At 53.7% G+C, this 21,194-nt stretch carries 22 protein-coding genes; 3 read left to right on the forward strand and 19 right to left on the reverse strand.

Annotated elements, in window-relative coordinates:
- Positions 1-251 precede the first annotated feature (251 nt).
- Positions 252-758, reverse strand: coding sequence for a cell wall elongation regulator TseB-like domain-containing protein (locus tag KXG62_RS06755; RefSeq protein WP_246627325.1), 507 nt, complete (start codon positions 756-758; stop codon positions 252-254).
- Between the two features lie 7 nt (positions 759-765).
- Entirely contained in the window at positions 766-2,064 is a 1,299-nt protein-coding gene (locus KXG62_RS06760; protein ID WP_218091171.1) for an amidohydrolase, read from the reverse strand.
- Between the two features lie 315 nt (positions 2,065-2,379).
- Between KXG62_RS06760 and KXG62_RS06765 the strand changes: the two genes are divergently transcribed.
- Positions 2,380-3,000 (forward strand): DUF47 domain-containing protein, encoded by a 621-nt coding sequence (locus KXG62_RS06765; protein WP_218091172.1) that lies wholly within the window; start codon positions 2,380-2,382, stop codon positions 2,998-3,000.
- A gap of 57 nt (positions 3,001-3,057) precedes the next feature.
- On the forward strand, positions 3,058-4,059 hold the full coding sequence (locus KXG62_RS06770) for an inorganic phosphate transporter (protein ID WP_218091173.1): 1,002 nt from the start codon (positions 3,058-3,060) through the stop codon (positions 4,057-4,059).
- A 101-nt stretch (positions 4,060-4,160) separates the two neighbouring features.
- Here KXG62_RS06770 and KXG62_RS06775 read toward each other — a convergent pair whose 3' ends face one another.
- The 14 genes from KXG62_RS06775 to KXG62_RS06840 all read right to left on the reverse strand — a co-directional run bounded on the left by KXG62_RS06775 (position 4,161) and on the right by KXG62_RS06840 (position 17,540).
- Positions 4,161-4,787, reverse strand: coding sequence for a redox-sensing transcriptional repressor Rex (locus KXG62_RS06775; RefSeq protein WP_218091174.1), 627 nt, complete (start codon positions 4,785-4,787; stop codon positions 4,161-4,163).
- On the reverse strand, positions 4,784-7,645 hold the full coding sequence (dinG, locus tag KXG62_RS06780) for an ATP-dependent DNA helicase DinG (protein WP_218091175.1): 2,862 nt from the start codon (positions 7,643-7,645) through the stop codon (positions 4,784-4,786). Before dinG ends, KXG62_RS06775 begins: the two co-directional genes overlap by 4 nt.
- 88 nt (positions 7,646-7,733) lie before the next feature.
- Positions 7,734-8,381: a tetratricopeptide repeat protein gene (locus tag KXG62_RS06785; RefSeq protein WP_218091176.1), complete on the reverse strand. Its 648-nt coding sequence runs from the start codon at positions 8,379-8,381 to the stop codon at positions 7,734-7,736.
- Positions 8,382-8,507: 126 nt separating this feature from the next.
- Positions 8,508-8,891, reverse strand: a complete 384-nt coding sequence (gene panD, locus KXG62_RS06790; RefSeq protein WP_218091177.1) for an aspartate 1-decarboxylase — start codon at positions 8,889-8,891, stop codon at positions 8,508-8,510.
- Positions 8,892-8,919: 28 nt separating this feature from the next.
- Positions 8,920-9,786 (reverse strand): pantoate--beta-alanine ligase, encoded by an 867-nt coding sequence (gene panC / locus KXG62_RS06795; protein WP_218091178.1) that lies wholly within the window; start codon positions 9,784-9,786, stop codon positions 8,920-8,922.
- 16 nt (positions 9,787-9,802) lie between these two features.
- Positions 9,803-10,732 carry a 3-methyl-2-oxobutanoate hydroxymethyltransferase gene (gene panB / locus KXG62_RS06800; protein ID WP_218091179.1) on the reverse strand — a complete coding sequence of 310 codons (930 nt, stop codon included), beginning with the start codon at positions 10,730-10,732 and terminating at the stop codon, positions 9,803-9,805.
- A gap of 372 nt (positions 10,733-11,104) precedes the next feature.
- A complete protein-coding gene (locus KXG62_RS06805; protein ID WP_218091180.1) occupies positions 11,105-12,073 on the reverse strand; it encodes a biotin--[acetyl-CoA-carboxylase] ligase in 969 nt (322 codons plus the stop codon).
- The gene (locus tag KXG62_RS06810) at positions 12,070-13,365 is read right to left on the reverse strand and encodes a CCA tRNA nucleotidyltransferase (RefSeq protein WP_218091181.1); all 1,296 of its coding nucleotides are present in this window, start codon (positions 13,363-13,365) and stop codon (positions 12,070-12,072) included. The genes KXG62_RS06805 and KXG62_RS06810 overlap by 4 nt, the downstream gene beginning before the upstream one ends.
- 22 nt (positions 13,366-13,387) lie before the next feature.
- The gene (gene bshA, locus KXG62_RS06815) at positions 13,388-14,554 is read right to left on the reverse strand and encodes an N-acetyl-alpha-D-glucosaminyl L-malate synthase BshA (protein ID WP_218091182.1); all 1,167 of its coding nucleotides are present in this window, start codon (positions 14,552-14,554) and stop codon (positions 13,388-13,390) included.
- A 39-nt stretch (positions 14,555-14,593) separates the two neighbouring features.
- Entirely contained in the window at positions 14,594-15,298 is a 705-nt protein-coding gene (bshB1, locus tag KXG62_RS06820) for a bacillithiol biosynthesis deacetylase BshB1 (protein WP_218091183.1), read from the reverse strand.
- The gene (locus KXG62_RS06825) at positions 15,291-15,713 is read right to left on the reverse strand and encodes a methylglyoxal synthase (protein ID WP_218091356.1); all 423 of its coding nucleotides are present in this window, start codon (positions 15,711-15,713) and stop codon (positions 15,291-15,293) included. The genes bshB1 and KXG62_RS06825 overlap by 8 nt, the downstream gene beginning before the upstream one ends.
- A gap of 80 nt (positions 15,714-15,793) precedes the next feature.
- Positions 15,794-16,597, reverse strand: a complete 804-nt coding sequence (dapB, locus tag KXG62_RS06830) for a 4-hydroxy-tetrahydrodipicolinate reductase (RefSeq protein WP_218091184.1) — start codon at positions 16,595-16,597, stop codon at positions 15,794-15,796.
- Entirely contained in the window at positions 16,581-17,150 is a 570-nt protein-coding gene (locus KXG62_RS06835; RefSeq protein ID WP_218091185.1) for a tetratricopeptide repeat protein, read from the reverse strand. The genes dapB and KXG62_RS06835 overlap by 17 nt, the downstream gene beginning before the upstream one ends.
- Positions 17,151-17,201: 51 nt before the next feature.
- Entirely contained in the window at positions 17,202-17,540 is a 339-nt protein-coding gene (locus KXG62_RS06840) for a nucleotide pyrophosphohydrolase (RefSeq protein WP_218091186.1), read from the reverse strand.
- A 210-nt stretch (positions 17,541-17,750) separates the two neighbouring features.
- On the opposite strand from KXG62_RS06840, the gene KXG62_RS06845 reads away from it, so the two are divergent.
- Positions 17,751-18,620: a YitT family protein gene (locus tag KXG62_RS06845; protein WP_218091187.1), complete on the forward strand. Its 870-nt coding sequence runs from the start codon at positions 17,751-17,753 to the stop codon at positions 18,618-18,620.
- Between the two features lie 23 nt (positions 18,621-18,643).
- Here KXG62_RS06845 and KXG62_RS06850 read toward each other — a convergent pair whose 3' ends face one another.
- The 3 genes from KXG62_RS06850 to KXG62_RS06860 form a co-directional block, all read right to left on the reverse strand.
- On the reverse strand, positions 18,644-19,510 hold the full coding sequence (locus KXG62_RS06850; RefSeq protein WP_218091188.1) for a sporulation protein YpjB: 867 nt from the start codon (positions 19,508-19,510) through the stop codon (positions 18,644-18,646).
- Between the two features lie 42 nt (positions 19,511-19,552).
- A complete protein-coding gene (locus KXG62_RS06855; protein WP_343223440.1) occupies positions 19,553-20,236 on the reverse strand; it encodes a DUF1405 domain-containing protein in 684 nt (227 codons plus the stop codon).
- A 70-nt stretch (positions 20,237-20,306) separates the two neighbouring features.
- Positions 20,307-21,191: a c-type cytochrome gene (locus KXG62_RS06860; protein WP_218091189.1), complete on the reverse strand. Its 885-nt coding sequence runs from the start codon at positions 21,189-21,191 to the stop codon at positions 20,307-20,309.
- Positions 21,192-21,194: the final 3 nt, after the last annotated feature.

The raw sequence follows: 21,194 nt of genomic DNA on the forward strand, positions 1-21,194 counted from the left end.
TCTATTGATATATCAACTATCGAATACTGAAAGTATATCATATCGTATATCAATATGGCGAATGCAATGAGTGGCAGTCTGCCCAATGAAATTCGAAACGCGTGCCGCAAAGTCATGGTTGACAGTCATCCCAGCACGGTCTCGGCGCTGCGCGGCAGCGGGCCGAACCCGGTACCAGGCTGAATCGAGCTCGCTAAACAAATGAAAAAAACCGCCGGTGCGCATCCTTTGTGCGCGCCAGCGGTTCTTTATTATCGGATAGACAATCGCCATGAATCAATCAATTGTCCGTCCTTGAACGCATAGTAATCGTAAAAATATTGCTCTTGCTTTTCTTCTCCCCCTGGAGGAAGCTTATAAAATATTTCCCACACCGGCGCGTTATCCATCATCCCTGGCATCGTTCTCACAATTTGAGCATTGGCATGCCGCTCCAGCGTAGCCTGCTCGGCTTGCTGCGCCGTGATGCCGCCGGCCGCCATTTCGGAGCGGATCTCGTCTTCCGCCACCCAAACGATAACCGGCTGACCGATTTTATCTTCGCCTTGAATGACCGTGTACGGCTTCTGTCCCACGAAACGGTCGACCTTGACGGTTTTGGCCAAAATCGTTTTTTCGTATGCCGACAATACCGCGGCCCGTTCCCTGCTCCATTCGTCCTCCATTACCGAGTTAAAGAACCAGCTTCCCAAGGCAATCGCAACGACGATGAATGCCGAAAGCAGCAGCGCCGCCTTCCATTTGTTTTGCATGACCATACTGCCGTTACTCCGCGGTCAAGCGTTCAAAGCATTGCTGCGCTTCAAATTTGATTTTTTCTTCGTCCAATGTCAAGCATTCGCCGTTGCGGACAATGAACCGGCCGTCGACACACACGTCGGTCACATCTCGCGAAGAAGCCGAGTAAACGACATGCGATATCATGTTCGTGCGCGGGTAAAAATGCGGTTGATCCATATCCATCGCGATGAAGTCGGCCTTCATACCCGCTTGTAGCGCGCCGACGTCATGAAGCCAAATCGACTTGGCCCCGTCGAGCGTACCCATCTTCAATGCATCCCAAGCAGCAACCGCCACCGGATCGCCGGATACGCCTTTATGAATTAAAGCCGCCAGCCGGATCTCCTCCAGCATGTCCAGATTGTTGTTGCTCGCCGCGCCGTCGGTGCCGAGCGATACGAGCACGCCGGCTTTTTGCAAATCCGGTACGCGCGCAACGCCGCTCGCCAGCTTCAGGTTGCTGCCTGGATTATGCGATACGCGAACATCGTATTTCGCCATCACTTCGATTTCTTCGTCGGTCAAATGAACCGCGTGCGCGACCAGCGTCGGGCGCGTAAAGACGCCGAGCTTCTCCAGATGGGCTACCGGCCGAAGCCCGTATTGATCCACGTTGTCCTGCACTTCTCTTGCCGTTTCCGACATATGGGTATGCATCGGCAAGTCAAGGTCATGCGCCGCTTGAACGATTCTTTCGATATAATCCGGCGGGCATGTGTACGGGCCGTGCGGCGACATCATGGCCGTAATGCGACCGTCCGCTTGGCCGTGCCAGTTTTTGGCGAACTGAATCGCTTCCGCCAGCTTCGCGTCTTGAACATCCCGCGGGCATAATCCGATAACGCCGCGGGTCAGGCACGCGCGAATGCCGCTGATAACCGACGCTTCCGCTACCTGATCCATATGATCGTACATGTCGACGAACGTCGTCGTGCCGCCCTTGACCATTTCCAGCAGAGACAGCATCGTCCCGATTCTAACATCGTGAGAGCTGAATTTCCCTTCCATCGGCCACATCTTCTCCTGCAGCCACACCTGCAGCGCCATATCGTCCCCGTAGCCGCGCAGCAGCGACATTGCCGCATGCCCGTGCGTATTGACGAAGCCCGGCATAAACAGCTTGCCCTTGCCGTCTACCTTCTCTGCATACTGCTCCAGCGGCTGCGGCAGCTTGTCTCCAATATATGTAATCCGATTACCTTCGATCTCCATATTTCCATGAACCACTGGCGACTCCGCGTTCATGGTTATAAACGTACCGTTATAAATGATTGTTTTCGACATTTCTATTCCACGTCCTTTGCTGTCCGATTGCGATTCCATCCTCCAATGTACTTCTTTAAGCATTCAAAATCAAGCTTGTCCTGTTAGAATTTAGTAGGCATTCGCATGCGAAAACGTTCATGAACATAGTTTAAACGGGTGAAACTAGGATTGCATTCAACTAATGGAGTATGTTATTTTTATTTTTGTGTGAAATCTTACAAATTTTCTACATAAATCTTACAAATCTCACACGCATATCCGTTTTCATGCAGCAGGGGGTCTGCAACGGGCCGGTACTACAGAGAGAGAAAAACAATTTTAGGAGGAAAAATCATGCTGTTTTCAAAAAAAGACGATACCGATTTTCTGATGCTGTTGATCCATGCCGCGGAAAATACGCTGGAAGCCGCGCAAATGTTCCGCACCGCCGTTATGGGGGACGAGCCTCCGGCGACATACTACCCAAAGCTGAAGGAGCTCGAGAACAAAGGCGACAGCATTACGCATCAAATTTTTAAAGGGTTGAACAAAGTATTCATCACGCCGATCGACCGCGAAGACATTTTGGAGCTTGCCTCCAAGCTGGACGATGTGATCGACGGCATTGAAGCGACGATCGCGCGTTTCGATTATTTGAACATCACCGTTTCGGACAAATATATGAAAGAATTTTCTGCCGTTATCGTGGCCAGCTGCCAGCATATTCTCGATTCCTTCAAACTCTTATCGAAGAAGAAATATGCGCAGTTGACGGAACATACGGTGCAAATCAACAGTCTGGAGAACGAAGCCGACCGGTTGATGCGTGAAGGCATTCGCGAAATCTTTACGAATCCGAAAGATCCGTATCACGATTTCAAACTGAAGGAGCTGTACGAGCGGCTGGAGCAGACGACCGATGCATGCGAGGACGTAGCGAATATTTTGGAGAGCGTTGTACTTCGATACTCCTGACGTTGTTCCTTTAACGAGCCTATATTCGGAACGACAACGCCTACGTAGGAGGAATTTATGTTAACTATATTGATCATCATCGTTGCCCTTGCGCTCTTGTTTGACTTTATTAACGGTTTTCACGATACGGCCAATGCGATCGCAACGTCCATCTCGACCCGGGCGCTCTCCCCGCGCTTCGCCGTTATGATGGCCGCCGTGCTGAACTTTATCGGCGCGGTCTTCTCGTCGGAAGTGGCCAAAACGGTCGGCGGCAAAGTGGCGAACCCGGCTACGATCGACAACGGGATGCACATCGTGATTGCCGCGCTGTTGTCCGCGATTATATGGAATCTGGTTACATGGTACTTCGGCATTCCCTCTTCTTCCTCCCATACTTTGATCGGATCGCTTGCCGGCAGCGTCATTGCAGGTGCGGGAGTTTCCTCCGTCAACTGGTCGGGCTTCAAGGAGATCGTTCTTATTCTTGTGCTTTCGCCCATCGTCGCTTTTGCAACCGGCTTTATCGTGATGTGGATTATCAAAAGGATTATTCTGGCCACAGGCAATCAATCCCGCACGAAAATGAACCGTGTCTTCCGCTCGCTGCAAGTCGTATCCGCAGCGCTGCTGTCCTTCTCGCATGGCGGCAACGATGCGCAAAAGGCGATGGGTATCATCGTGTTCGCGCTCGTGGCGATGCAGTACCAGACTGAGCTGGATGTGCCGCTGTGGGTCAAGTTCGCAGCCGCGACGGCGATGGGGCTTGGCACTTCTATCGGGGGCTGGCGAATCATCAAGACGATGAGCAAAAAATTGATAAAAATCGAACCGATCAACGGTTTCGCCTCCGATTTGAACTCGTCCATCGTCATCCAGGTGTCCACGCATATGGGGATGCCGCTCTCCACAACGCATGTCATCACGTCTTCGATCATCGGTACCGGTTCGGTGCTGCGCTTTTACGATGTCAAATGGGCGACCGTCACGCGCATGATCTTAACATGGATTATTACGATTCCGATCAGTATTGCGCTGGCATATGTCATCTACAAAATCATATTCATGTTTGCTTCTTAACGGGATCACCGCATGTAGACATACCGCAAATCGAAAAAAACAAGCCTGGCGCGAACCGTTCGCGCACAGGCTTGTTTCGTTGAAAGAGGACAACCTTTCAGCTATTCATCCAAATAATAGGCCAAGCTTTGCAGTTCCGTCGTGAAATCGGCATGATGCACGCGAATTTCATTCGGTACTTTAATGATGATCGGCGCAAAATTCAAAATCGCTTCGACCCCGGATTCTACAAACTGGTTCGCGACCGATTGCGCTTCCGCCGCCGGTACGGTAATAATGCCGATACGCACGCTCAGCTCCCGGATGGTCGGACACAGCTCCTGCATCGGCTTGACTTTCAAATTGTTGATCGACTCGCCGATTTTATTCGGCTGGGCGTCGAACACGGCGACGATCTTCATATTATCTTTCAGATAGGCGTTATAATTGCACAATGCGCGGCCCAAATTGCCCGCCCCGACCAATGCGACGGGAATCACCTTATCGATTTTCAAAATTTGTCTAATTTTTTCGATCAAGTAATCAACGTCGTAGCCGATGCCTTTCTTCCCGAACTCGCCGAAATAGGCCAAGTCTTTGCGGATTTGCGCAGGATTCAGGTCCAACTTATGTCCCAAATCCTGTGAAGACACGGTTTGTACGTTTTTCTTGTGCAATTCGTTCAAAAATCGCAAGTATACGGGCAGTCGGCGAACGACCGCTTCGGAAATCTTCATTGTTTTCGTCATGCTTCGTTCACATCCATCCACTGCTTTATTCTGGGTACCAGCTGGTTCGAGGGCATATGTTCGATTTTCGGCCCTGGCAGCGAGTATAAAAAATATTTGCCATATGTTGTGTCAATCACGCGGGTGTCGTATATGATGACGATCCCTTTATCGGAAGCGGTGCGCACAAGCCGCCCGAACCCTTGCTTGAAGCGGATCACCGCCTGCGGCACGGACAGCTTCATGAAGGCATTCTGATTCAGCTTCTTGAGCTTCTCAATCTTGGCTTCTACGAGCGGATGATTCGGCGGCTGAAACGGCAAGCGGACGATCGCCAGACACGTTAATGCATCGCCGGGAATATCGACGCCCTCCCAAAAGCTGCTCGTACCAAGCAGTACGCAGGCCGGGCTGTTCTGGAACAGCCGCGTCAGCTTGCTGCGGTTGCTGCTGTCCACGCCTTGACCCAAAACCTGGATGCCGAACGGAGCCAGCGTATCCTTGAGCGCGGTATGCGTGTTTTTGAGCATGCGGTTCGACGTGAACAGTACGAGCATGCGGCCTTTCGTTTCCAGCGCTACCTCCGCCAGCGACGGAATGAGCTTGTCCAGAAATTCCTTCTCCCCGCTGCTTCCGCCGCGAAGCGTAGGGAAATCGCGGGGAATGGCGACGAGCGCTTGCTGGCGGTAATTAAACGGCGACGGCAGCAGGACCGTCTTCAGCTTGCCGCCTTCGGCATCTTCCCGTCTCAACCCCAGCTGGTCGCACGTGTAATCGAATGATTTGCCGACCGACAGCGTAGCCGATGTCATCACGACGCTTTCTTTGGCGTCGAAGAAATGCTGCCGCAGCAGCGCGCTCACATCAATCGGAACGCAAGTGAGCAGCAGCGACCGGTTTTTATTATAGCTGCCTGCTTCGAGCCAGTGCACGTAATTGTCGTCCGGCATCGTGATAAAGAAATGCAGGGCATCCCGATGCCGCTGCAACTGCTTTACCGTGCCGCCCAGATCCGTCACAAGGCTCTGAATATTATATTCTTCCTGATGATCCTTCATTTCACCGAGCATTTTCTCCAGCCGCTTGATCGCTTCGTTGAACGCAGAATACATGTTCTCTTCGATCAGCCCCAATTTATCCCAGCCGGCCGGAAGCGAATCTTTCATAACCCGATACACGTACGAGCTTCCTTCGTTTTGCGAAGGGTCGCTGCGGGAGACAACTAGCTGGTAGAACAGCTCCGTAATTTGATCCCATTCTTCTCTTAGTGCGATCAAGTGTTCAACTACCTGATCAATCACGATGCACCAAGCTTTGGGACGTTCTTCTTCGAATATGTGAAGGCGTGAGCGAAGTGTGGAAAGCTGACCGGACCGCGCATCCTTATACAGCCAAAACAGCGTATTCATCAAGCTGTGATAATGCAGCTCGATGCCCAGATGCTTACCGGCCACTTCTTCGAAATGATGTGCTTCATCAATAACCAGATGCTTATAAGCAGGCAGCAGCCGGTTCTCCGCAATCATGTCGGTGAACAGCAAGGAATGGTTCGTAATGATGACATCGGCCGTATTCGCATCGTTTTTGGCGCGGTGATAAAAGCATTTTTTAAACCACGGACAATTCCGGTTCAGACATGATTCCGAATCGCTCTGGACCGTATGCCAAAACTGCCTTCCTTTACCGGCAAAATGCAGCTCCTCTTCGTCGCCGCGTTCCGTCTCTCCGAGCCAAACGAGCATTTGCCCGGCGGTCACGCGATCGTCGCGTCCGTTTTCAAAATCAAGCATGTTAATTTTATGCTCGAATTTCCGGAGGCATAAATAATGGCTTCGTCCCTTCAGGACGGCGGCTTTGAAGCCGACTGGAAACAAGTGCTGCAGCAGCGGCACGTCCCTTTCCCGGAGCTGCTCCTGCAAATTGATCGTATGCGTGCTGACGACGACTTTTTTATCCTGCTTCAAGCCGTAATAGAGTGCAGGAATCAAATAACCGAGCGACTTGCCCGTCCCCGTCCCCGCTTCGATCATCAAATGCTGTCCCTGTTCGAAGGCGGATTCCACTTCGCTGAGCATCTGAACCTGGGACTCGCGGTCCTCGTAAGCTTCGAACCGCTTCTGCAGCACCTGCTTCAAATGTTCGTAAAAATCTCCGAAGGCTACGGGCATGGCCTGAACATCCGCCGCGCTGCGAATGTCCTCTTCCTCTCCCCAATCGCCGACACGAAGCGCAAATTGACGAAAGTAGGTTTCCGCTTCCGATTCTTGCTGCGGCTGCGCTTCACGGAACTGAATCATCTCATGCAGAAACCAGGCGAAGTCGTTGGCGGAAGAATCGTCGAACACCATTTCGAGCCGCTGCAGCGTAAGCAGCGGAAGCTTCTGAAGCCGCTCGACGCATTGGAGCCAGATGAGCGCCGTCACTTCGGCGTCGCTGTCCGCCTGATGAGGACGCTCATGCTCGATACCGAACTCCTGGCATACGGCGCTGAGCTGCAGGCTGGACAGACCGGGATACAGGATGCGCAGCGCATCCATCGTATCGAGTACCCGGCCGTCGAAGGCAAAGTACCCGCTCTCGTCAAGTCCCTTCTGCAAAAAGGCCAGATCAAATGCGACGTTGTGACCCACCAGCACCGATTCTTGGAGCAGCGGCACCATCTCCGCAATGACTGCGTCGATCGAGGGCGCTTCTTTCACCATGTCGTCGTCAATTCCGGTTAACTGTGTAATTGAAGAAGGTATACTCATACCCGGATTGACGAGAGAAGTATACCTGTCCGTAATCTCATGATCGTTTATAATAAAGAGCCCGACTTGGATAATTCGATCCGTCGCCGTGCTCCCGGTCGTTTCAAAATCCAAAACAGCGAATTTCATTGGTGCCAGTCAATCCCTTCATTTCCCGCATTCCTCATAAGCATACCAATTGTAACGGGAAAAGGGAATAGCAAACTTAACCTGGGCATTACTTCAAGCCGCGCGATGCAGCATGAGCAAAATGCAGGCCGCCTTTTTTTTCGGAGCAAACCCCGAGCTCGATCAACGGCTGGACGCTGACCGGATCAGTCCGGTAAGCCATATCGAAAAATTCGAACGCTTTTTCCATATTGCGCTGCTGTGCCTGAATGCAGCCCATGGCGTTGAAGGAAATGGCTCTCAGCTGCAAATTATCGGTTAATTGGGATAAAAAGTGAAAGTGCGAATAGCTTTCCTCGGCTTCGCCTTTGCGAAGATACGACATGGCGAGATACATGCGCGCCAAACTAAAATCCGGCTGTGTCTCGACGAGCGGCGCGAACGCATCGATCGCTTCATTGAACATGTGCAGCTTATAATAGCCTTGGCCGCGAATAAACCGGTCGTCCCGTTTGCCTGAAAATTCCGGGTCGAACGGATCCGCCGCCAGGTTCAATAAGGAATCGCCCGTTTGCTGGGTAATCTTCGCCCATTTCTCCTCGAACAGCAGCCATTCTTCAATGCACGTGTCGCTCATTGCCTTTAGAGCGCGCAGCTTTTCCTGCAATTCTTTTCGTTTCGTGCCGGTCGCGGACGGCAGCTCGGACGCCACTTCGTTTAGCATTTCGTTCATGGAAGCAAAAAGATGATTGAACATTCGCCGGATCCCACCTTGAGCTTCGTTTTTGCAACCGAGTCCGCTGCGCACTTCGGCAGCGGCGGAAGTATGGAACGTTGCAATGGTATCTACATTGTGCGCCCGGCCGTCCGGTTTCATTCCCGTTTACAGTACGGTGGAATGAATTTCTTCCTTCAATACGCTGACCACTTTATTGTTGTCGCCCATAATGGCGACTTGCGGCTTATGGGTGCGCGCCTCTTCGTCCGTCATGACAGCATAGGAAATAATAATGACGGTATCGCCGGGATGAACGAGTCTGGCGGCGGCCCCATTCAGACAGATGACGCCCGAGCCTCGGGGACCCGGGATAATGTACGTTTCAAACCGCGCTCCATTATTGTTATTAACGATTTGTACCTTTTCGTTGGGCAGCATGTCGACAAGTTCCAGTAAATCCTCGTCGATCGTAATGCTGCCTACATAGTTCAAATTCGCCTCAGTGACGGTAGCGCGATGAATTTTAGACTTCATCATGGTGCGAAACACGGCTTCTCGCCTCCTACTATTGAGTTCATTAAGCGTGTATGTGTAAAATCCGGTTGTCGATCAGGCGCGTTTTGCCGAATTTGACGGCGAGCGCCACGATGATGCGGTCGACTCCTTCAAAAGACTCGATCGGCTCCAGAGAAGGATACGATAAAACGTCGGCATAATCAATACGCGCGAGCGGCGCCGATTGGATGCGTTCCACGACGGCGGCTTGCAGCTGGTCCGGCGTTACTGTGGCCTCGCCCCGCATGAATGCCTCCGCATCGTTCAGCGCCGCAGAAAGCACGACCGCTTGCCGCCGCTCCTCTTCGCTCAAATATACGTTGCGCGAGCTCAGCGCAAGGCCGTCCGCTTCTCGAAGCGTCGGGCAAGGCACGATCGTGACGGGCATATTCAGGTCATACACCATCTGCTCGATGACGGCGACCTGCTGCGCGTCCTTCATGCCGAAATAAGCGAAATCAGGCTGCGCCATATTCAACAGCTTGGTTACAACGGTAGCCACTCCGTCAAAATGACCCGGTCTGGAGGCGCCGCACAGCCTTTCGGTGACGCCGGCAACGGTAACGATCGTTTTCGTCGGGGCCGGGTACATCTCCGATACTTGCGGCAAAAATACGATGTCGGTGCCAGCCGACCGTGCGAGTTCCAAATCTCTCTGCTCGTCGCGGGGGTACCGTTCGAAATCTTCATTCGGCCCGAATTGCAGCGGATTGACGAAGATGCTCAGCACCACCAGGGAGCAGTCGGTACGCGCCCGCTCCAGCAGCGATGCATGGCCGCGGTGCAAATATCCCATGGTCGGTACAAATCCGACCTTGTTATCTACGTGCTCGGCGCGATGCTTGCGAATGGCCTGACGCAGTTCATTTATAGTACGACAAATGATCATGGGCCGTTCATCCCCTTTATGATTCGCGTTGTCCTGCGGATTGCCTCACCCGGTCTTCCGCAGTCGAAGCCGGAGCCGGTTTGGCTTGTGCGCTTGCGCTGCTCCCTCCATACAAGCCGGCGACTTCGCCTTCCATATGGAACGCATGCTCCGACGCAGGGAAGCTGCGGTTTTTCACTTCATCCACATACTGGCGAATGCCGCTGCGAATCGCTTCGCCGATGTGGGCGTACGTTTTGACGAACCGTTTCGGATGAAGCTCCGCGGCATAGCCGAGCACATCATGGAAAACAAGCACTTGACCGTCACAGGAAGCGCCTGCGCCGATGCCAATCGTCGGGATGGACAGTGTTTGGGTCACATGAGCCGCCAGCTCATCCGTGACCAGCTCGAGCACAATCGCGAACGCGCCGGCTTGCTCCAGCGCCTTGGCGTCTTCCACCAGCTTTTCCGCCTGCGCCGAGTTTTTGCCCTGCACTTTGTAGCCGCCAATCTGGTGAATCGATTGCGGCGTCAGCCCGATATGGGCCATCACCGGAATGCCTGCCTGCGTCAATGCCCGAACTGCCGGGACGATTTCCATACCGCCCTCCAGCTTCAGCGCTTTGGCAAGCCCTTCCTGCATAAGCCGCGCCGCATTGCGCAGCGTCTCATCCACGCTGCCGTGATACGTCATAAACGGCATATCCGCGATCACAAAGCTTGTTTTCGCCGCGCGGGTCACCGCTTTTGTATGATAGATCATATCCTCTAACGTTACAGGAATGGTAGAGTCGTAGCCGAGCACGACATTGCCCAAGGAATCGCCGACCAGAATCGCATCAATTCCCGCCTGCTCCGCCAACATGGCGGAAGGATAGTCATAAGCCGTAATGACGCTAATCGGCACCCGATCTTCCTTCATTTTTTTCAGTTTCGCTGTAGTTACCGGTCTTCTCGCTTCCATCCGTTTCACCTGCTTCTTTCGTGGAATGGTCTTTCCGTTAGTATTGCGTGCAGAGGCCGGATTGTTGCAATAAGCAAAAAAACCTTTCAGCCGGCATAACGTGGCTAAAAGGTTCACATGGCAAACATCATATGATCCTTCTGTCTCGGTCCGGTTGGCTCAGAGCAGAATCCGACATATTGCGATAAAGCGATTCAGTTGGACGAGGAAGCATCCGAACGCTATCGGTAAACTTCCTTGTATTGGGGACATGCTCACTGTTGTACGCTTCGTAAGCGCGAGAGGAACATTCCGCACTAAGACAATAAAAGAGTGCAGTTCATTACGATACCGCCTCTGCAACGTATATTATACCAAAGTTTGCATACGATGTCATCTAAATTCGACAACGCCGGAGTACAGTTTTTGAAGACTGCCGTCTTGCAGACGGATCAGCAGCGCGCCGCTTTCGTCAATCGACTCCGCCGTCCCTTCGACAGCGCCTTGCGCCGTCTGCACGCGGATCGGGCGATGGAGCGAGACCGATTGAGCCTCCCAAAGCGTACGAATCGGAGCGAAGCCTTGTTCCCGGTACAGCGCATACAGCTGTTCCAAATCGCGCAGGAACCGGCACAGAAGCGCTTCCCGATCAATCGGATGCCCCGCCTCAATGGCCAAGGAAGTCGCAATCTCCTTCAGCTCCTCCGGATAATCCTGCGGCTCCAGATTTACGCTGATGCCGACGCCGGCAATGACGTGAAGCAGACGCTCGTCCTCGGCATTGGATTCGAGCAGGATGCCGGAAACTTTGCGCCCGCGGATGAGCAGATCATTCGGCCATTTAATCCCCGCCTCCAAACCAAGATACCCGCGAATCGTCCGGCACAGCGCAACGGCGAACAGCAGCGTAAGCTGGGGCGTCATCTGCAGCGGGATGCCCGGCTTCAAAATCAGGCTCATCCAGATGCCCTTCCCTTTCGGCGAGTGCCACTTCCGGCCCATTCGGCCGCGTCCGGCGTTCTGCTGTTCGGCGAGAACGAGCGTTCCTTCCTGCGCGCCTTCCTGTACAAGCCCGTGGGCTACGGTCTGCGTCGACTCGACTTCGTCGTAATATTTGAGATGCCGCCCGAAAGATGCGGTTTCAAGCCCCGTCACGACTCGCGCCAAGTCCAGCTTGACCGGCTTGGCCGTCAAACGATAGCCTTTTCGCGGCACGGCCTCGAACTGGTAGCCCTGCTCCCTGAGACGCTCAATATGTTTCCATACCGCCGTACGGCTGATGTTCAACTGGCCGCTGATCTCTTCGCCGGATAAAAAAGCGCCGTCCGATTGCTCGAACAGCTCCAGAATTCGTTGATTCATCGACATGGGTTCTCCCGTATTTGTTCATAATATGCTTCGGCCGCCTTCAGCAGCGATTCCGGTTCATTGAGCAGCTTCCCCAGCGCCGTATCCTCCAGCAGAGCCGCCAGCAGACGGCCGAGCCAAGGTCCCGGCTTGGCGGGAGCAAACTTCCGCAAAAGCGCTTGTCCCGACACCGCAAGCTCCGATACTTCCGACACCGGCATCGCGTCAAGCCATACTCTGCCTTCCGCAGCCCAGACGCTTTGGGAATGCGTCCGCTCCGCTTCCAGCGAATAGAGCTTGTGAACGCTGCGCAGCGTATCGCGGCCATATCGGATTGCCGCCAGAAGCCACTGCCGTTTCAACCATTCCCGTACTTCCGGCAAATCTTCCCCGTCCGGCATTGCCGTCTCGACCGCTTCATGCCGAAGCTGTTCATACGCGGCTACCATCAGCCGCACGTTGTCCGTTTGCTGCTTCGAGCACGCCAGATGGCGCATGTCCGCTTCCGCCTGCTCGGGCGTCGCGCCGATGCGGATATACATATACGCCAGCCGATGCAGCTCGTCCGGCAGCGTCTCTACGTCCGGCCAAGGCTTCCCTTCCGCGATGGACGCCAAACGCAGCTTCAGCTTCGTATGCTCCAGCACGCCGCTCTTACACAGCAGCTCCACGGCCAGATTCGGGTTCGCGCCGGCGAGCATCCGCAGAAGCTCGGCCTGCACCCGCTCCATCGCGATATGACCAAGCAGCGGCTTCATTCGCAGCAGCGCACTCCAGGTCTCCGGCTCCGGCTCAAGCCCGTACTCGGCGGCGAACCGCAAGCAGCGAAGCATGCGCAGCGCATCCTCGCGGAATCGCTCCTCTGCGCAGCCGACGCACCGCAGCCGTTTCTCGCGAAGATCGTCCTGCCCCCCGAACGGATCGATCAGCCGTCCGTATCGGTCGAGCGCCATGGCATTCATCGTAAAATCGCGCCGCTGCAAATCTTCATGCAAACTATCGATATACTCCACTTCGGAAGGACGGCGGTACCCTTCGTAATCGCCTTCCTTCCGAAAGGTCGTCACTTCGTAAGGCACGCGATCGATGAGCACCGTCACCGTTCCATGCTGCAGACCGGTCGGAATCGTGCGCTTGAATAACGACTGCACTTGCTCCGGTCTCGCGGCAGTTGCGATATCGTAGTCTTTGACCTTACGCCCCAGGCATTTATCCCGAACGCAGCCTCCGACCATATAAGCCTCGAAACCGTTGTCCGTTAATCGCCGTATAACTTCTAAGGCTCCTGCTTCCAGCTTTTCCGGCATGGGCTGCGCTCCTTCAGTCATGTCAGCAGTTAATGGGCCTAGACTTCAGCTCTTCGGGCAGCGGTCGTCCAAGCACGCGATAATAAATTTCTTCGTATTGTCTCGTAATGAGATCGTTACAGAACGTATAGCGCGCCCGGTGCAAGCATGCTTCCTTCATTTTGGCGTACAGCGCCTCGTCGGATAACACCAGCTTGGCATAGGCAGCCATCTGGTCGACGTCGCCGATTCCGGCTAAAAATCCGGTTTCGCCGTGCGTGATCAGCTCCGGTATGCCGCCGGCATTGGAAGCAATCGTCGGCACGCCGCACGCCATCGCCTCCAGCGCCACGAGACCGAAGCTTTCCTTCTCCGAAGGCAGCAGCATCAAATCGCCGAGCGACAACAGCTGCGCTACGTCGTCCTGCTTGCCGCAGAATGTCACACGGTCCAGGATGCCGAGCTCCTTCACCTTGCAAAGCACTTTGGACAGCTCGGGTCCTTCCCCGACGAACAGGAGACGCGACGGCACTTCCTTGCGCACGCGATCGAATATTTCGACGACGTCGGTAACCCGCTTCACTGGTCTGAAATTCGAAATATGGATCAATATTTTTTCGTCCGGATGCGCGAATTCCTTTCGAAGCTCGCTCACTTCACGCGGGTAGTAGACGCGTTTATCGACGAAATTATACGCAAGGTCGATCGGCTTGGAGATGCCGAGCAATCTGCGGGTTTCCTCGATCAAATCTTGCGAAACCGCCGTAACCGCATCGCTCTCATCGATCGCATAGCTGATCAGATCGCTTAACGATTCGTCCTGCGCGAGCACCGTGATGTCGGTCCCGTGCAGCGTCGTCACCACCTTCAGCTGCGGGCCGACCATTTGTCTTGCGAGGAGCGCGCAGACGGCATGCGGGATGGCATAGTGCACATGGAGCAGGTCCAGCTCCTCCAGCTTGGCGACTTGCGCCAGCTTGCTCGCCAGCGACAGATCGTACGGCGGGTATTTGAACACATAATAATCGTTGACTTCCACCTCATGGTACGAGATGTTCTTATCGAATTTCCCCAGACGGAACGGCATGCTGTGCGTAATAAAATGCACCTCGTGTCCTTTTTCCGCAAGCAGCTTGCCGAGCTCCGTAGCGACGACGCCCGAACCGCCGAGCGTTGGGTAACACGTAATTCCGATTTTTAAACGGTCCATAGCGAGGATAGCCTCCCTTATCTGCGGATAGTTAATGGTTTACAACAGTTCTGCCATGTAAGGCAGCTTATTTACAAAGCCTTCCGCATACGGCACGGATCTTCTTAATCCCAGCAGCCGGTCACGTGCTTCCACCCGCTCCAAATATCCTTGCGTCAATGGCGTCTGCACATAATCAGCGCTCGTTCCCGCAGGCTCGAATTGCGATCGGTAAGCGCGCAGCGAAGCGGCCTTCGTCTCGTAAACGTCCGTGACATCGACCATCACGCTAGGTTCAAACACATCATTTATGAAGTAATAATAGCTCTCCTTGACGGTATGCGCAGGCACATCCGGCCGAAACCGGCGCAGCTTCGCGTTGAACACCGCTTCCTGCACCAGCTTGCTGCAAGCGATATGATCGGGATGACGGTCTTCCCAATACGGCGCGAAAACAAGCCGTGGACGCCACTTACGGATTTCAAGTACGATGCGTTCCACGTGCTCCGGCGTCATATACAATCCGCGGTCAGGCAGCCTAAGGTTGCTTCGGGCCGCAAGTCCGAGCACGGCGGAGGCGGCCTCCGCTTCTTCTTGGCGGCTCTCCACCGTCCCGTTGGACGACATTTCGGCGAGCGTCAGATCGCAAATGCCCACACGCCGTCCGGCCGCCGTATGCTTGGCGATCGTTCCGCCCATCCCGATTTCCGCGTCGTCCGGATGAGCGCCGAAAATCAATATATCGAGCGATTCGTTCTCAGACATGGTCAACACCCGGCTTATATTTATGTACGAGCTCTCTCCACGCAAAGTCTCCGCGATCCAAAGCTTTAACCAGAAGCTCCGCCGTAGCGATGTTCGTCGCGCACGGAATACCTTGAACGTCGCACAAGCGGAGCAGCGCAATAATATCCGGTTCATGCGGCTGCGCCATGAGCGGATCGCGAAGGAAAACGATCAGATCCATCTCATTGGTCGCGACCAATGCGCCGATCTGCTGGTCTCCGCCGAGCGGGCCTGACATGAAACGGTGAATGTTCAGCTTCGTTTTCTCCATGATGCGCGTACCGGTCGTTCCGGTAGCATATAGCGTATGGCCGGCAAATACTCTTTCGTAGGCGATGACGAAGTTGACCATTTCTTCTTTTTTACGATCGTGAGCGATCAATGCGATATTCATTGTCATGACATCATCCCCTTGTCCGCAAAACAAAGACGACTGAGCGGACCGCCAGCGGTCTGCCCAGTGCCTGTATCACGCTAGTCTATAAAATGTTCGAACCCGTATACGAGCCCGCTGTATTCCATTACTTTTTTGATCGCGACGTTGACTCCCGGCATATAGCCTGCGCGGTCATACGAATCATGGCGAATTTTCAGCGATTGGCCGAAAGCGCCGAAGATGACTTCTTGCTGCGCAAACACGCCCGGCAGCCGAACGCTATGTATTCTGAAGCCGTTGTAGTAGCCGCCGCGTGAGCCTTCGATCGTCTCTTCCTCGTCCGGATTCCCTTGTCTGAGCTCTTTGCGCACTTCCGAGATCAGCTCGGCCGTTTTCACCGATGTTCCGCTTGGCGCATCCAGCTTCTGATCGCCATGATATTCGATGATTTCCAGATGAGGGAAATATTTTGCAGCCTGCGCGGCGAATTTCATCATCAGAATTGCACCGATCGAGAAGTTCGGCGCAATGAGGCCGCCGATGCCCTTCTCCTTGCATTGGTTGTCCAGGTCTTGAATATCCTGCGGCGTAAAACCGGTTGTCCCAATGACAGGACGAACCTTGTGCCGAATCGCCAGCCGGGTGTTGGACACGGCGGACTGAGGCGCCGTGAAATCGACGAGCACATCAGGCTGCGATTCCACGAGCGCCAGCTCCAGATCGTTGGTGACCATGACGCCGCAAGGCTCCAAGCCTACCAGGCGTCCGGCATCCATATTTTTTGTAGACCGGTCCGTCGCCGCCACGAGCGTCAACTGCGAATCCGCCAATACCATTTTTACAACTTCACGCCCCATGCGGCCGCTTGCGCCGGCTACGGCGACTTTAATGTTCTGACTCATCTTTTACTCCGTTCCTTTCCGCTTGCTCTTTGGGAGATGCTGTCTGCATATATTGTTTCCATTTTCGTCCATACTCTTCAAGCAGCCGGCTAGCCACCGGATGATCCGGGTTCAGCTTCAACAGTTCCTTCACTGCCCGAATGGCGAGTGAATAGTCTTCCAGCTGCGAATAAGCTATACTGAGAAGCAGATAAGCCTCGACCGACAGCGGATCCAATTCGACAGCCTGCTTCAGAAGCTCGACCGCGAGCCACAGCTGCTCATCCGATTCGTCAAACAGCCTTTCCGCCCGGAATAGTAATTCTTTCGCCTGCAAATGCCGATAATGCATCGCGTAATGCTCGTCATTCGGATCCAGCCGGACGGCCTCTTTCGCATGAAGCGTCGCCTTCTCCAATTTATTGCTGCGCGCATAGGTGATCGATAGCTTGTAGTGATAAGCAGCGCAATTCGGGTCCAGGGCAATGGCTCGTTCAAACCATACGACCGCGCTTGCGAAATCATGCTTTAATATCGATTCATAAGCTTTTTTGATTGCTTCTTCTCCGTTCAAGCGGCCCCATCTCCTTTGCGTTACAAGGGATGGTACAGCATATGAACCGAATTAAGATTCCGTGTCCCGTTTCGTCCAACGATTCGCGTCGCGCGTGCGAAATTTATGCATCACTTTATCATGCGCTTCGGTCAAATCGATGCCAAGCGAATTGGCGAAGCAGGCGGTAATGAACAAGATGTCGCCAAGCTCCAGCTCGATCGAATTTTCTTCCTCTGTCGCTTTTTTCGGCTTTTCGCCGAAACGGTGGTTCACTTCCCTCGACAGTTCGCCGACTTCTTCCGTCATGCGGGCCAGCATCGAGAGCGGGCTGAAATAGCCTTCCTTGAACTGGGATATGTATTCATGGACTTCCCCTTGGATATCCTTTAATGTTTTATTATCGGCCATAAATTCGTAAGTCACCAACCTTTCATTACCATGTTAACGCAAAACGAGGGATAAAGACAAATTTTTTTTGTATGAAGATGGCAACGCTAATGGAAGACGAACGCGGCTCAATAAGGCTGGGCGGCATCCGTTGTCATCCTGTAAATAAAAGAGCCCGTACGCCAAAGTAACGTACGCGCCAATACCCATCATTCAAGCAAGGAGGCCTTTATGCCGTTATCCCAATTACAAACCATCCTGCGCGGCGCATTGCCGATCATGCTCGGCACCGCCATCTATGCGTTCGGACTGCATTACTTCGTCATATCCAATGAACTGATGGAAGGCGGCATAACGGGGATCGCGCTGCTGCTCAACTACATATTCGGCTTTCCTCCCTCGGTAACGACGCTGCTGATCAACATTCCGCTGTTCGTTTTGGGCTGGCGTATTTTAGGCAAATCAAGCATGCTCTACACGGTCATCGGCACGCTGTCCCTCTCGTTCTTCTTATGGGTCATGGAGCAGCTTATCCGCACCGGCTGGCTCGTTCCGTTTCGATCAGAGCATGATTTCTTTCTGGCGACCGCTTACGCCGGATTCACGCTGGGAACCGGGCTCGGCATCGTGTTTCGTTACGGCGGCACGACCGGCGGATCGGATATTATGGCCCGCATCGCCCACAAACTGAAGGGCTGGAGCATCGGACGCACCATTTTGATCATGGATGCCGTGGTTATCGGCGCTTCCCTGTTCTTTATCCCAAAAGAAAAAATTTTATACACGTTCGTCGTCGTGTTCATCGCTTCCAAAATGATCGATATCTTCATTGAAGGCGCCTATGCCGCCCGCGCATTCACGATCATTACCTCGCATGCGGACCGCGTCGCGGCAGCCATTACGAAAGAACTGGATCGCGGCGCTACGCTCTTCCCCGCGATCGGCGCATATTCCGGACAACATAAAAACGTCGTCTACTGCGTCGTTGCCCGAAGCGAAATGAAAAGGCTTAAAGACCTTGTCCGCTCCGTCGATCCCCTCGCCTTTCTCATTATTACCGAGGTACATGACGTGGTCGGAGAAGGCTTTAAGCCTAATTAATCCTGTCCGTTGCTTGGGCACACTCACGCCTCATCGCCGCGATGAATCGTAACGAGTCCGTGATCTTTCTTGGACAAACGCCATCCGGCAAAACCGAGCGCCAGCATGATGACCGAGCCGATCGCAAGCGTCCATAAAATCGGATTTTGCTGCCCGTTGTATGGCAAGTATGCCGTCGTTTCCTGCTTCATGAACAGTTTGTCCAATACTTGTAGCATCGGACCGACTGCATTCAATACGTTTTTGAAAGGCTCTGCGGAAATGACGCTTTGATTTTTCACAAACGTGGCAAGCGAGTCCATTTTTTCCACATCGGCGGCATTTCGGCTGATGAGCAAGCTGGGATGAACGATTCCAAGATGATGCCCGAGCTGCTCCGACGCCTTTTGAAGCGCCGCCTTGTTCTGGTCTTTCGCCGCGCGTTCCAGACCGGTCACGTCATCCTGCAGCACCTTGTAATACTGCAGCCACATCGGCTGGTTCGTATGGGACAATGCATCCGTAGCCAGCCTTAACTTAGCGGCGGTAAGCTGCCCTTCCTCGGGATTGAACTTTACTGCATTGAATACCCGCTTGGCCTGCGTTACAGTCTCCGCAAGCGCATTCATGCCTTCTACGGATGTAATCCCTTCAAACCGGATGCGGATCACCTGTTCGCCGATTTGCTCCAGCGCTGTCCGTCCTCCGTCCACATCCCCCTTCAACACCTTTTGATACATGTCGTCCGCCGTCTCGTTAAGCCGCTCGACCTTCTGCACTTGCTCTCGTTCCGGCTTGACGGGAACCGTCTCTTTGCTTCCTCTTGCCGAACTGCAGCCGAAAAGTGCCGCCGCACTCAAGGACAGCAGCAATACAACCCCGATCCACTTCGTATTCCGCTTCCATCGCATCGGACATCCCCTCCACTACATCCTATGGGGCATGTCCTCCGTTTAGACCGCTTTTCTCCGTTTCGCCGCCCGTTTTTCCCTCGCGATCCACATCCCCAGCGCCGCTGCAATGCTGCATATGCTTAGGGTGACCGTAAACGCTTGAATGGTGGACAGATCATCTTCCAGCACCGAGGGCAACCGCGGGTACACATCGAACGTGTAATCCATGAAATCATTCAACAACGACCAGCAGGCGACGATTGCCACCGACGGCCATCGATAACGGTACAAGTTCACAAAGAGCAAAGCTTCGGCCGCCATCCCCAGATGCGAGAACGTCAGCATCCAATCCTGCCAGACGAGAATATCTCCCTGGGCCGCTGCGGCAAAAATCATCGTGACCGCCCAAATGCCATATTTGATCGAAGTCACGACAGCGAAAGCTTCCACAAAGCCGCGAAATCCTCCCGCGCTCTGTCGAAGGATTGCATCATGCCGGCCGCGGTTTTGATCGAGCAGCAAATAGACGATCGCTCCGGTGAAAAATAAACTGGCAGTCGGACTGTCGGGAACGAACGGCAAAAACCACGGGCTTTGCTTTTCCGCAGTATATACGAGCTGCTGCCCATACCAAATATAGCCGTAGATGGTACCCAGGAAGTTGACCCAGAACAAGCTCCATAGCATAAACCCGCTGCCCAAAAAAGAGGTGGAAACCAAATAACGTAACCGCCATTCTGACAATCGCTTGACCTCCTGCCATTCGAATTGATTTAAAAAACCTGACCGCAGCAGCGATCAGGTTTGTACGGTTCTATTGCTTTTTCTGTCTGGACAGCCAATCCGCAATTTTGTCGATATCTGCGTCGGTCAGCCCTTGCTTGATGTTGGCATCGTATTGAGCGGTCATATTGCCTTGACCTTTCTTGATAATGCCGAGTATTTCATCCTTGGAATGCTTGTCGCCTACGCCGCGAAGCGCTGGAATCCCGGAAGCCGGCATCCCTTTCAGCTCGCCGCCGTGACAAGCGATACAAGTCGATTTCTTGTACAATTCTGCAGCCGGATCGTCCGGAGCGACGATTGCCGCCGCCTGCGCTCCCGGTTTCGGGGCGCTTCCGCCGCCTTCCTTGCCTTTGTTCGCATGCATCTCTTCTTCGCGCTTGATATGCTCTGGAATGATGCCTTTTTCCTTCAGCTCCACTTGGTAGTGATGCCAGGATACGACCGTCAAGTAAATACAAGCGACCAAGCTGAGACCCATTAATGCCGATGCGATCGGACGTCTGTAGAACCGTCTTTCTTTCCCCGTATCCAGGAACGGAGCAAGCAGCAAGCCGCCGAACGCGATCCCCGGCACGCCGAGCGTACCCAGGACGACGAAATGGTTCGAAGTGTAAGGGTACTTCAGCAGCTGATACATAAACAGGAAGTACCAGTCCGGCATCGGAATGAATTGCGTATTCGTCGGATCGGCCGGATAACCGAGCGGAGCCGCTTCGGACATGACCAGAACCAGAATACCGACCAGTACGACTGCGCCGACCATCCATTCTTTTAAAAGGAAGTTCGGAATAAATACTTCCGATTTGCCGGGATAGGCAGAAAAATCTTGGGGTATCATTCGCGAAGATTTGGCACGAACGCGTGAATCCCCAACAAATACAATTTTTTCGTCAGATTTATGACCGTGAGCCACGTA

Source organism: Paenibacillus solanacearum (assembly GCF_910593845.1).
In the GTDB taxonomy this organism is placed as follows: domain Bacteria; phylum Bacillota; class Bacilli; order Paenibacillales; family NBRC-103111; genus Paenibacillus_G; species Paenibacillus_G solanacearum.